At 60.6% G+C, this 12,718-nt stretch carries 12 protein-coding genes; 3 read left to right on the forward strand and 9 right to left on the reverse strand.

Features of this window, described 5'->3' with window-relative positions; genetic code table 11:
* Window positions 1–8 precede the first annotated feature (8 nt).
* From JP75_RS02470 to aspS, 9 genes are all read right to left on the reverse strand, one after another.
* Window positions 9–1,394, reverse strand: a complete 1,386-nt coding sequence (locus JP75_RS02470) for a pyruvate dehydrogenase complex E1 component subunit beta (RefSeq protein ID WP_035078747.1) — start codon at window positions 1,392–1,394, stop codon at window positions 9–11.
* A gap of 1 nt (window position 1,395) precedes the next feature.
* On the reverse strand, window positions 1,396–1,797 hold the full coding sequence (locus JP75_RS02475) for a hypothetical protein (RefSeq protein WP_035078751.1): 402 nt from the start codon (window positions 1,795–1,797) through the stop codon (window positions 1,396–1,398).
* A 7-nt stretch (window positions 1,798–1,804) separates the two neighbouring features.
* Window positions 1,805–2,824 (reverse strand): pyruvate dehydrogenase (acetyl-transferring) E1 component subunit alpha, encoded by a 1,020-nt coding sequence (pdhA, locus tag JP75_RS02480; RefSeq protein ID WP_035078752.1) that lies wholly within the window; start codon window positions 2,822–2,824, stop codon window positions 1,805–1,807.
* A gap of 116 nt (window positions 2,825–2,940) precedes the next feature.
* Window positions 2,941–3,288, reverse strand: coding sequence for an FtsB family cell division protein (locus JP75_RS02485; RefSeq protein WP_160194628.1), 348 nt, complete (start codon window positions 3,286–3,288; stop codon window positions 2,941–2,943).
* A gap of 117 nt (window positions 3,289–3,405) precedes the next feature.
* Window positions 3,406–4,377: a ribose-phosphate diphosphokinase gene (locus JP75_RS02490; protein ID WP_035078756.1), complete on the reverse strand. Its 972-nt coding sequence runs from the start codon at window positions 4,375–4,377 to the stop codon at window positions 3,406–3,408.
* Window positions 4,378–4,435: 58 nt separating this feature from the next.
* Window positions 4,436–4,726 (reverse strand): Dabb family protein, encoded by a 291-nt coding sequence (locus tag JP75_RS02495; RefSeq protein ID WP_035078757.1) that lies wholly within the window; start codon window positions 4,724–4,726, stop codon window positions 4,436–4,438.
* Entirely contained in the window at window positions 4,726–7,008 is a 2,283-nt protein-coding gene (locus tag JP75_RS02500; RefSeq protein ID WP_035078758.1) for an NADP-dependent malic enzyme, read from the reverse strand. The genes JP75_RS02495 and JP75_RS02500 overlap by 1 nt, the downstream gene beginning before the upstream one ends.
* Before the next feature lie 126 nt (window positions 7,009–7,134).
* Window positions 7,135–8,745, reverse strand: a complete 1,611-nt coding sequence (locus JP75_RS25025; RefSeq protein ID WP_152565710.1) for an EAL domain-containing protein — start codon at window positions 8,743–8,745, stop codon at window positions 7,135–7,137.
* Window positions 8,746–8,888: 143 nt separating this feature from the next.
* On the reverse strand, window positions 8,889–10,679 hold the full coding sequence (aspS, locus tag JP75_RS02510) for an aspartate--tRNA ligase (RefSeq protein ID WP_035078760.1): 1,791 nt from the start codon (window positions 10,677–10,679) through the stop codon (window positions 8,889–8,891).
* Between the two features lie 171 nt (window positions 10,680–10,850).
* Here aspS and rnd point away from each other — a divergent pair, with 171 nt between their 5' ends.
* From rnd to JP75_RS02525, 3 genes are read left to right on the forward strand one after another with little or no spacing between them, the layout of a single operon-like run.
* Window positions 10,851–12,020, forward strand: coding sequence for a ribonuclease D (gene rnd / locus JP75_RS02515; protein ID WP_035078763.1), 1,170 nt, complete (start codon window positions 10,851–10,853; stop codon window positions 12,018–12,020).
* Window positions 12,021–12,059: 39 nt separating this feature from the next.
* Complete coding sequence (locus JP75_RS02520) at window positions 12,060–12,365, forward strand: nucleotidyltransferase family protein (protein WP_051960209.1); 306 nt, start codon at window positions 12,060–12,062, stop codon at window positions 12,363–12,365.
* Window positions 12,365–12,718, forward strand: coding sequence for a HepT-like ribonuclease domain-containing protein (locus JP75_RS02525; protein WP_035078766.1), 354 nt, complete (start codon window positions 12,365–12,367; stop codon window positions 12,716–12,718). Before JP75_RS02520 ends, JP75_RS02525 begins: the two co-directional genes overlap by 1 nt.

A 12,718-nucleotide genomic window follows, 5' to 3' on the forward strand; every position in this document is an offset into this window, starting at 1 on the left:
GGGTCTCCTTACGAGCGATAGGTCACGGCATTCACAGCCGCGATCACTTCGTCAACATTGGGCAGTGCCAGCTTTTCGAGGTTCGCAGCATAGGGCATCGGAACGTCCTTGCCGGTCACGCGCAGCACGGGCGCATCGAGATAGTCGAAAGCCTGTTCCATGACGCGGGCGGCGAGTTCAGCGCCGATACCGCCCTGCGGCCAGCCTTCTTCCACCGTCACGAGGCGGCCGGTCTTCTTGACCGACTCGATGACGGTGTCGCTGTCCATCGGGCGCAGCGTGCGCAGATCGATCAGTTCAACGTCGACACCGGCCGCAACCAGCTTCTCGGTCGCCTGGGTCGCATAGCGCATGCCCATGGAGAAGGAGACGATGGTCACATCGGCACCCTTGCGGGCAATACGGGCCTTGCCGATCGGCAGGACATAATCATCGACCTTCGGCACAAGGCCGGTCGAACCATAGAGAATTTCGTTTTCGAGGAAGACAACCGGGTTCGGCGAACGGATCGCCGCCTTGAGGAGGCCCTTGGCGTCGGCCGCGCTATAGGGCGCGATAACGGTCAGACCCGGAACGTGGCTATACCATGCCGAATAGTCCTGGCTGTGCTGAGCGGCAACGCGCGAGGCAACGCCGTTCGGACCACGGAACACCATCGGCGCGGTGACCTGGCCGCCGGACATATAGAGCTGCTTGGCAGCCGAGTTGATGATCTGGTCGATTGCCTGCATGGCAAAGTTCCAGGTCATGAATTCAACGATCGGACGCAGGCCGGCAAAAGCCGCACCGACGGCGAGACCGGCAAAGCCGTGCTCGGTGATCGGAGTATCGACAACGCGCTGCGGACCGAATTCCTGCAGCAGGCCCTGGGTGACCTTATAGGCGCCCTGATATTCGGCGACTTCTTCACCCATGATGAAGATGTCGGGATTGGCGCGCATTTCTTCGGCCATGGCTTCGTTGAGCGCCTGGCGAACGGTCAGTTCCACCATTTCGACGCCTTCCGGCAGATCCGGATCAGCCTGGGCTTCAAACTTCGGTGCAGCCGGAACGGCAGCAGCGGGAGCCGCATCATTGGCCTTTTCTGCCGCAACGACCGGAGCCTCGGACGGCTCGGGAGCGGTTTCCTTGACCGGCGCAGCGCCTGCGCTCTCGCCTTCGGCCAGAACCAGCGCGATCGGGGTATTCACCTTCACGCCTTCGGTGCCTTCGGCCACGAGGATTTCACGAACCACGCCTTCGTCGACGGATTCGACTTCCATCGTCGCCTTGTCGGTTTCGATTTCGGCCAGCACGTCGCCGGACTTGACGGTATCACCGACCTTGACCAGCCACTTGGAGAGCTTGCCCTCTTCCATCGTTGGCGACAGGGCGGGCATGAGGATTTGGGGCATATCAGCTCTCCAGAATGGTAGTGCCGGGCATGGGGGCCACGCGGCGAATTTCGAATTGTTCGGCAAATTGCGCGGCGGGCAGCACGCGCCAATCATTGATAAGGGCAGACGCGGCGACGGGCGCCGGCGCCTGGCGCTGGTTGACGACCCAGCCACTAAGGATCAGGCCAAGGATCACGAAGAAAAGGCATGCGATGACGGCACGCTTGTAGATGGCAGCCTGCACTTCGCCGCTGAGGCCTGCCCAGCCGGCGACGCGTTCAAAGCGCCACCAACTGAAAAGCCATTCGCGCCAGCTCGGGCCGCTCGCCGCAGCCAAACGGCTGATGGCGATCGCCTGCCCCGCCGCCAGAACGGCGGAGAGCAGTGCGAAGAGCATGATGACGCCGAGCAGGATGCTCATCGTGAGATCAGGCCTCGATCGTGATGTCGGTCCACAGCTCCGAAGCATCGGGCTCCGGATCATTGGTGGCAAAATCCGCCGCTTCCGTGACGATGGCACGAATGTCGGTCTCGATTTTCTTCAGATCGTCTTCGGTGATGACGCCAGCTTCGAGCAGACGCGCACGGACCTGTTCGATCGGATCGCGTTCCTGACGATACTTGGTCACTTCGTCCTTGGAGCGATATTTCGCCGGGTCGGACATGGAGTGGCCGCGATAGCGGTAGGTCAGCATTTCGAGGATGTAGGGGCCATTGCCGGACCGGGCATGCTCGATAGCGCGCTTGGCGGCATCATAGACCATGCGCACGTCCATGCCGTCGACCTGCTCGCCCGGAATATCGAACGAAGCGCCGCGCATGGAGAAATCGGTCGTCGCAGCAGCGCGCTCAATGGAAGTGCCCATGGCGTATTTGTTGTTTTCGATCACGAAGACAACCGGCAGCTTCCAGAGCTTGGCCATGTTGAAGCTTTCGTAGACCTGGCCCTGATTGGCAGCGCCGTCGCCGAAATAGGCAAGGCTCACCGAGCCGTCGCCCTTGTACTTCGAAGCGAAAGCGAGGCCCGTGCCGAGCGACACCTGCGCGCCGACGATGCCATTGCCGCCATAGAAGCGGTGCTCGTTGGAGAACATGTGCATCGAGCCACCCTTGCCCTTCGACAGGCCGCCCTGGCGACCGGTCAATTCGGCCATGACGCCCTTGGGGTCGAGACCCATGACCAGCATGTGGCCGTGATCACGATAGCCGGTGATCTGGGCGTCCTTGCCCTTTTCCGAGGCCATGGTGATGCCGGTGACGACAGCTTCCTGGCCGATATAAAGGTGGCAGAAGCCGCCGATGAGGCCCATGCCATACATCTGGCCGGCCTTTTCCTCGAAACGCCGGATCAGCAGCATTTCGCGGAAAGCTTCGAGGTCCTGTTCACCAGTGAACTGGGGGGCATTGGGCTGCGTCTTGGCCTTGGTGGCCGTCGCCTTGCGCGCCATGGGTGGGGCTCCCGGTATAGAATGGAATTTGCCGCTAGGCCGATCAGGCCACTTCTCGCACTATAGCGCAAGCGTTTGACAGATAAAATTGCTCCAGAAACGCATAATAATGCATCTTAGAGCGTTGAATCTGCTTCGATAATCCGGATTAACTCATCATCGATTAATTCTTGGAATTTACCGGAAATCGGTTTACCGGTTGCCGGATCGACCATGATGAGGATGTCATCGGCATTGGCCATGTTGAGCAGCGCCCTTGCCCGTTCCGTCACGATATCGGGATCGAGGTGACGCGGGTTCATCAGCGAATTGCGGTGACGAAAGCTGTCGATTTCAGCCTGCAGGGCCGAAGAACGATCCTTGAGCACCTGAATGTCGGCGTGGATTTCGTCGCGACCCTCAATGCCGAATTGGCCACTGATGGCCGAATAGCCGAGATAGCCCTGGAAAGCCAGGAGTGTCACGGCTAGGGCCAAAGGACGCCAGAATGGTGGGCGTTTAAGTCGAGTGGGCATGTACGGACCGGTCTAGGGTCCTCCACTATGCCGTCTGAGGAATTAATGTCCGGTTTAGCTCTTTAGCTATTCGGCCGCGACCCGCGCCGGCAGGCTGTCTTCCTCGAAAAGCGCGCTGACCGATTCCCCGTTATTGATGCGGCGCATCGCTTCGGCCAAGGCCGGCGCGACAGACAGCACCGTCAGCTTGCCGTGAGCCTGCAACGCCGCGTTCGGCAGCGTATTGGTGCAGACGATCTCGATCACATCAGGCTCGGCCGCCAGACGCGCAACCGCATCGCTACCGAAGATGCCATGCGTGCAGGCGACACGCGCCGAGCGCGCACCATTGGCCCGCAGATGCTTCAGCAGTTCGAGGATAGAACCGCCGCTGGCGATTTCATCGTCGAGAATGATGACATCCTTGCCCCGCACTTCGCCGATGATGGCCGAGATACGCACCTGCGTATCGGTGATACGCTCCTTGGCCCCGGCAGCGACAGGCGTACCGAGGCTCCGCGCAAAGGCCGCCGCCGTCTTGGCATTGCCCAGGTCCGGCGAAACGACGACCGTATTGCTGAGATCGAAGCGGCGGAAATGCATGGCCAGTTCGTGCAGCGCATGCAGGTGATCCACCGGTACGCTGAAAAAGCCATGCACCTGCGGCGAGTGCAGGGTCATGGTCAGCACGCGGTCGGCGCCGGCGGTCTTGAGAAGATCGGCAACGAGGCGCCCGCCGATCGAAATACGCGGCGCATCCTTTTTGTCTGATCGCGCGTAGGAATAGTGCGGAATGACCGCCGTGATGCGCGCTGCCGAAGCCCCACGCGCCGCGTCGAGCATCAACAGCAATTCCATCAGGTGTTCCTGAACCGGCGCGCTCAGCGTCTGGACCAGGAACACGTCCTGCTCGCGGCAATTGGCCTGCAATTGCACTTCGATACAGTCATTGGAGAAGCGTTTGACCCGCGTCGGGAGCAGCGGCACGCCGAGATCGGCGCATATCTCCTTAGCCAGCTCGGGGTGAGCACTGCCACTGAACACAGCAATCTGGTTCATGGAACTTCCTCGGCTTTTGGCGATAAGGATTTATGCGGCGGTCTTAACCTACGCGGCCTCAGAGCGCAACGTAGTCGATCTCCTGAAATTTTGCGACTTCCGGCACCCAGCGTCCCTGCACAAAGGCGACGTGGTCAGGATGCACATTGTAGCCGTCATAGGCCGCCTGGTCGGCGAACTCCATCGAGAAGCCATAGGCATAGTCGGCCTTGGGGCTGACCTGCTTCAGGCGCTCGAATTTTTCGACACCCGGGATGCGTTCCAGCACGAGAGCATCCCGCAGAAAGGCCGCCTCGGCCTCCGAGCCGGCCGCATGCTTGAGCGAGAAAACGACGGTGTGACGGATCATCATTCGGCTCCGATGGCTTCATTTGCGGCAATGGCCGCCATATTGACGATGCCGCGGCTGGTCACGGACGGGGCAAGGATGTGCGCCGGAGCGCGCGTACCCATCAGGATCGGACCGACGGCCAGGGCATTGTTCATTTCCTTGAGCAGCGTCATGGAAAGGTTGGCCGCATCGAGATCGGGGAAGATCAGGAGATTGGCTTCGCCCTTGAGCACAGTTTCCGGCACATAGCGCTCGCGGAGCACTTCATTCAGCGCCAGGTCGCCCTGCATTTCGCCCTCGACGATCAGGTCCGGTGCCACGGCTTTGAGCTTGGCATAGACCTCGCGCATCTTGAAGGCGCTGTCGCCATCGCGCGAACCGAAGTTCGAATAGCTCAGGAGCGCCATGCGCGCCTCGATATTGAAGCGCTTGAGGTGATCCCGCGCCTGCAGCGAAATGCTGACCAGTTCGTCGGCAGACGGGTTCTGGTTCACATAGGTGTCGGCAAGGAAGAAGGCGCCGCGCGGCATGATCAGCATGGAGAGCGCCGAGACATCGCTCACGCCATCCTGCAGCCCGATGATCGAGCGGATGTCACGGACATGCTTGATGTAGCGACCCTGAAGACCACAGATCAGGCCGTCGGCTTCGCCGCGCTTCACCGCCAGCGCGCCGATCACCGTCGTATTGGTGCGCACGATGGTGCGGGCCGTGTCCGGCGTCACGCCATTGCGGCCCACCAGCGAGTGGAACAGGTTGACATAGTCGCGGTAGCGCGGATCGTCTTCGGGGTTGATGATTTCAAAGTCGCGACCCGGCTGGATGCTGAGGCCGAAACGCTCGATGCGCGCCTCGATCACGGCCGGACGGCCGATCAGGATCGGGCGGGCAATCCGCTCTTCGAGCAGCACCTGGGTTGCGCGCAGCACGCGTTCGTCTTCACCATCGGCAAAGGCGATGCGCTTGTTCTGGCCCTGGGCGCGATCGATGATCGGCTTCATCACGAGGCCGGAGCGGAAGACGAAGCGGTTAAGCTGGTCCTGGTAAGCATCCCAGTCGGCAATCGGGCGCTTCGCTACGCCCGATTCCATCGCCGCCCGCGCGACGGCCGGCGCAATACGCAGGATCAGCCGCTGATCGAACGGATTGGGAATGATGTGATCCGGACCGAACACGGCCGGCGCACCCGAGGCAGAGACTTCAAGACCCGGCTCGTGCGCAAGCTTGGCGATGGCGCGAACGGCCGCCAGCTTCATCTCTTCATTGATCGTCGTCGCATGCACGTCGAGCGCGCCGCGGAAGATGAAGGGGAAGCAGAGGACGTTGTTGACCTGGTTGGGATAGTCCGAGCGCCCAGTGCAGACCATGGCGTCAGGCCGCGCTGCCTTCGCCACTTCCGGCATGATTTCCGGATTGGGATTGGCCAGCGCCAGGATCAGCGGCTTTGGCGCCATCTTCTCCAGCATTTCCGGCTTCAGCGCGCCGGCAGCCGAGAGGCCGAGGAACACGTCGGCGCCCTCGATGACCTCGGCCAGCGTCGTCGCATCGCTCTGGCGGCGGAACTGGCCGCGCCACTTGTCATTCACATCGTTGCGCTTGTGCGTGACGAGGCCGTCCTTGTCGGCGACCCAGATGTTTTCGTGCTTGGCGCCGAGCGCCACCAGCACGTTGAGGCAGGCAATGGCCGCGGCCCCCGCCCCCGAGGTGCAGATCTTTACCTCGTCGATCTTCTTGCCGGTCAGTTCGAGGCCGTTGAGCACCGCCGCGCCGACGATGATGGCAGTGCCATGCTGGTCGTCATGGAACACGGGGATCGGCATGCGCTCGCGCAGCGTCTCTTCGATCTCAAAGCAGTCCGGCGCGCGGATGTCTTCAAGATTGATACCGCCAAAGGTCGGCCAGAGCGGCGCCACGGCATCGATGAATTTCTTGGGGTCGATCTCGTCGATTTCGAGATCGAAGACGTCGATGCCGGCGAATTTCTTGAACAGAACTGCCTTGCCTTCCATCACCGGCTTGGAGGCCAGCGCGCCGATATTGCCGAGGCCTAGCACGGCCGTACCGTTCGAGATGACGGCCACAAGGTTCTGTCGCGACGTATAGCGCGCCACAGCCTCGGGGGTCTGCGCAATCTCTTCACAAGGCGCGGCAACGCCGGGCGAATAGGCCAGCGCCAGGTCGCGCTGATTGCCCAGCGGCTTCAGCGGCTGGATTTCCAGTTTGCCGGGCTTCGGAAACTCATGGAAGTGGAGGGCCGCTTCGCGCAGAACCTTGCGTTGTTCATTGGGATCGGTCGACACGCTTTCCTCCGGCACAGCTTAGATGGCGTCGTACCTGCCACCAATCAGCGTCGAAGGAAAGGGGCGCGGGCTCCTCTGAAGGCAAGAAATACGGCCTTCGCCGCCCCCAAAATGCCCGACTCTCGGTCAGGCCGCGTCGGTAACGATTTCAGAGGGATCCTGCATGTCGGTATAGCTCGCGGGGGTCGAAGCCAGCGCCAGCGCCAGTTCCTTGAACGCACCCACTTTCAGGGCCGGCGCAAAGATATAACCCTGTGCCTGAACCACCCCGCGCGAGCGCAGATAGATCGCCTGCGCCTCGGTTTCGACGCCCTCGGCCACGATTTCGCAATCGAGGTCCTTGGCCATGGCGATAAGGCCGTCCAGCACCGGCACCTGAGTCGTGCCCGGCTTGATCATGTCGACGAAGATGCGATCGATCTTGATGACGTCGACGCCGAGTGTCGCGATATAGGCAAGGTTCGAGTGGCCCGTGCCGGCATCGTCCATGGCAATGCGCGAGCCGAGCGCATGGAGGCCCGAGATGACGCTGTTCACTGCCAGCGAGTTTTCCAGCGGCCGCCGCTCGGTGATTTCAAACACGAGCTGGTCGTAGGAAATCGGCGAATTGCCAAAGATCGCCTGCACGTCGTCGACGATACCGACATCGCGGAAATGGCCCTCGAAAAGATTGATCGAGATTTTTAGGCCCGGAATCTTCTGCGAGAGATCGCTGAGGTCGTAGCGCACCTGCTGCATCAGCGAGAGCGTCATCGGAATGGCCATGCCCGAGGCTTCGGCATAGTCGATGAAGACGCCAGGCGGTACGATTTCCCCGCTTGGCTTTTCCCAGCGGCAGAGCACTTCGCAGCCCATCAGGCCACCTGTACGCAGGTTGATGACCGGCTGGTAATAGGGCTTGATTTCGTTGCGGCCAATGGCGCGCTCGAGATCGAAGGACGGTGTGCGCGAGCGGCGTGCATAGCGCAACGTCAGCAGCAGCAGGCCGGCGCTGAGAAGGCATGCCAGAATGGTGAAGAGCACATCGAGATCGGCATAGCCCGCCCGCGCCTGGGCAAAGGGCAAGAGGTAGCGAACCTTGATCGGCAGTTCGCCGGCAAAGCTCTGCACCGCCAGATAGTCGCCGCGCGCGGCCTGGCGGTCGAAATCGACCGTCGTGCCGAGAGACAGAACCGGCAGGCCGCTGGTCAGGGCAATGTCCAGCATCGCCCCATCGGGCAGATTGTCGTCGAGTGCTTCCTGCGTCGTCGCCATCAGTGGGGTAAAGGCCGAAATACGCCGCACCCCGCCCAGGGTCTGCGTAACCTTCAGGGCCGGCATCACCATCTCGGCGAATTTCACGACGGTGATCGTCTCGGTGAGACCCGGCACCGGCAGGGATTCGGACAGCGGCGAATAGGCAACATTGCGACCGAAGGCGTCGCAATACTGCACCCCGTCCATGTTCTCGACGAGAATCTGCTTCACGTTGAAGCTGTTATCGATCGCCGTCTGCGCAAAGCCGCTAAAGGTCGGCGTGCAGAACGATGGGCTGTCGGCGACCACCTGCCGCAGGGCCGCGACGGCGTTAGCCGCGTTGTAATTGATCTCGGAGCTGAGGGCATCGACGCGCATCTGCAGCGCGGCCACTTCCTTGTTCCGCGCATAGGCGTCCAGCAGATAGTCGACCGAGACTATGGGGACGAAGGCCAACAAGGCGCCCAGCAACATAAGAACGTGCGAGAACTTCGCCTTCACCGACCATATCCACTTCTACAAGGCAGTATCCCATTGATAGTGCTGCAATGTTAAAGACCCATTAACCAGCACACCAGTCTGCGGTGGAAACGAAAAAGGCAGGCCTTGCGGCCTGCCTTTCGTAGAAAATCAGTGCGCTGAAATCAGCTTTGCACGTTGAGGCGGATGCTGAGCTCACGCATCTGCTTGGCCGAAGCCGGGCTCGGCGCACCCATGAGCAGGTCTTCGGCCTGCTGATTCATCGGGAAGGCCGTGATTTCGCGCAGGTTCTGCACGCCGCAGAGCAGCATCACGATACGATCGATACCGAAGGCAGCGCCACCATGCGGCGGAGCGCCATACTGGAAGGCGCGGTAGAGGCCGCCGAACTGCTCTTCGACTTCCTCGCGCGACTTGCCGGTCAGTTCGAACGCCTTGACCATGGTCTCGGGTTCCTGGTTACGAATCGACCCGGAGGCGATTTCGTAGCCGTTGCAGACCGCGTCATACTGATAGGCCAAGAGCTCCAACGGACTATCGGTGTTCAACGCCTCCAAGCCGCCCTGAGGCATCGAGAACGGATTGTGAGCAAAGTCTATTCGCTTTTCCTCTTCGTTCCATTCGTAGAATGGGAAGTCAACGACCCAGCACAACGAAAACTGCTCGGTGTCAACCAGATCAAGATCAAATCCAACCTTGTTCCTGGCCTCGCCAGCAAACTTGTAGAATGCCCTGGGAACGCCGCACACGAAGAAGACAGCGTCGCCATCAACAAGGCCTAGTTGATCCCTAATCGCATTTGTGCGTTCTTCCCCAATATTCTTTGCGATGGGTCCAGATCCCTGCCCATCCTTGAAGAAGATGTAGCCAAGTCCAGGCTGTCCTTGGCCTTGTGCCCAGGCATTCATTCGATCACAGAAAGCACGGCCAATTGGTTCAGCCCCCACCTTGTTCTTGGCAGGGATCGCCCAAACTTGAACTTTGTCATCCGCTTCAATTTGATTCGCAAAAACCTTGAATCCGGAGCCACGGAACCATGGGGTAGTGTCCGCCATCTCAATCGGGTTGCGAAGATCAGGCTTGTCGGACCCATATTTGCGGATCGCTTCCCAGTAGGGAATGCGCTTCCATCCCTTGGTGACGCGCTTGCCGTCGGCAAACTTCTCGAACACGTTGGTGATCACCGGCTCTACGGTGTTCCACACGTCTTCCTGCGTCACAAAGCTCATTTCGAGGTCGAGCTGGTAGAATTCGCCCGGCAGACGGTCAGCGCGCGGGTCTTCGTCGCGGAAGCACGGCGCAACCTGGAAATAGCGGTCGAAACCGGCCACCATAAGAAGCTGCTTGTACTGCTGCGGCGCCTGCGGCAGGGCGAAGAACTTGCCGGGGTGGATACGGCTCGGCACGAGGAAGTCGCGCGCGCCTTCCGGCGAGGAGGCCGTCAGGATCGGCGTCGAAAATTCGGTAAAGCCGGCGTCACCCATTCCGGCGCGCATGGCCGAAATGACCTTGGTGCGCTTCAGGATATTGGCGTGCAGCTTTTCGCGACGCAGGTCGAGGAAGCGGTAGCGCAGGCGAATGTCTTCCGGATATTCGGCATCGCCGAAAACCGGCAGCGGCAATTCCTTGGCCACCGACAGGACTTCGATTTCACGAATGAAGATTTCAATGCCGCCGGTGGCGATGTTGGTGTTCACCGCCGCGGCGTCACGCAGCTTCACTTCGCCATCGATGCGCAGCACCCATTCCGAACGAACCTTTTCCGCATCGGCGAAAGCGGCGGAATCAGGGTCGATCACGCATTGGGTGATGCCGTAGTTGTCGCGAAGGTCGATGAACAGCAGGCCGCCATGGTCGCGGATGCGGTGGACCCAACCGGAAAGGCGCACATTATTGCCGGCATCGTCCGCCGTCAGGGCGCCACAGGTGTGGGTGCGGTAGCGATGTGTCGTCATTTTCTTTTCCGAAAAAGTGCAAAAAGGGCCGGATTCTCGCGCGGGAAAAGCGCATGGAGCACCCTGATTGTCAAGCGTCAGGCCTTTCCCTGGCCGCGGCGGAAATCCGAGGTGGAGCAATCCTTCCGCACCTGCTAGGAACGATAGTGACTATTTTGAGACGGTATTCATATGGACCTGATTGTTTCCACAGAGGCGCTCTCGGCATTTTGCGAGCGCGCAGCCCAGTTTGATTTCGTGACGGTGGACACCGAATTCCTGCGCGAAACCACCTATTGGCCTCGCCTCTGTCTCATTCAGGTGGCCACGGACGACGAAGCCGTGCTCATCGATCCCCTGGCCGATCACCTCGATCTCAAGCCCTTCTTTGCGCTTCTGGCCAATCCATCGGTCACCAAGGTGTTTCACGCCGCGCGGCAAGATATTGAAATCTTTGTCAAACTGACCGGCGCCGTGCCGCACAACATCTTCGATACGCAGATCGCGGCCAGCGTGTGCGGCTTTGGAGATAGCGCGTCCTATGACAGCCTCGTGCGCGCCATCTGCAAGGTCGAGCTCGACAAGTCCTCGCGCTTTACCGATTGGTCGGCCCGCCCCCTGTCGGAAAAACAGCGCCTCTATGCGCTGGCCGATGTCACCTATCTGCGAGACATCTACCGCGAACTGCGCAAGCAGGTGGAACAGACTCGCCGCTGGGATTGGGTCGAAGACGAACTCACGGTCCTGCGTAGCATCGATACCTATGTCGTCCAGCCCGAAGAGGCCTGGGAACGGCTCAAGATGAAGATCAACCGCCCGCGCGATCTCGCCGCCCTCAAGGTCCTGGCAGAATGGCGCGAGCGCAAGGCGCAGACATCAGACCAGCCACGCAGCCGCGTCTTCAAGGACGATGCCCTGTTCGATCTCGCCATGCAGCGCCCCCTCACCCCCGACGCTTTCGACAAGCTGCGCGCCGTGCCCCGCGGCTTCGGCCGCAGCTCCGCCGCCGCCGAGATCATCGAGCTCCTCAAGGGCGTGGAGGCCCTGCAAAAGGCCGACCTCCCCACCCTGCCCGAGCGCTATCGCGGCCCCTCGCCCAAGGGCGCCGTGGGCGACCTCATCCGCGTGCTTTTGAAATCGGTCGCCGAGCAACACGGCGTCGCCGCCCGCATCCTGGCGACGTCGGATGACATCGACGCCCTTGTGCTCGATGACGACGCCGACGTTCCCGCCCTCAAGGGCTGGCGCCGCAAACTCTTCGGCGAAAAGGCCCTTGCCATCAAGCACGGCCGCATCGGCCTCGCCGCGACACGAAAAGGCGTCATCGAGTTTGCCGTCAATCAGGCCGAGGCGGCTGAGTAGCCAGGTGGCAAAGGGCTGGTCGCATGCTATATTTCCTGCATGCCGAATATTGCCCGCGATGAATTGCTGACCAGTCTAAGGCGATTGCGCCCCGATTTAGAGCGGGATGGCGTGACGCATATGAGCCTGTTTGGCTCAAGGGCGCGCGGCGACCATCGTCCAGACAGCGACATAGACCTGATGATCGAAGTAAACGACGATCAGCCGTTCTCGATGCTGAAGGTTGTAGGCATCGGCCACATCGTCGAAGACAGCATCGGCCTGCCCGCGAACATCTTCATGAAGCGAAGCTTGGACGACAAGTTCGTCAGGGAAGCCCAGCCGGACTTGGTCCGGATTTTCTGATGACCCGGCGCACAATCTATCGGCTGGCTGATATCAGGGACTCAATTGCCAATATTCGCCGGTTGCTCGACGGAAAGACGTTCGAGCAGATGTATGCCGATCCCGACATTCGCGCCGCATTCGAACGATATCTGGAGATTGCGAGCGAAGCGTCTCGGCACATTCCGGACGACCTTAAAAGCAGCCATGGGCAAGGCGTTCCTTGGCGAAACGTTGCGGACCTTGGCAACGTTCTGAGGCACACCTACCACAAGAGCGACGCCAGGTCGCTGTGGGACATCTATACGACCGAACTCGATTCCCTAGACCATGCGGTCACCGCGATGATGACGGCCGTTTCGGATCCTGAGTAG

It is taken from the genome of Devosia riboflavina (assembly GCF_000743575.1).
Classification (GTDB): Bacteria; Pseudomonadota; Alphaproteobacteria; order Rhizobiales; family Devosiaceae; genus Devosia; species Devosia riboflavina.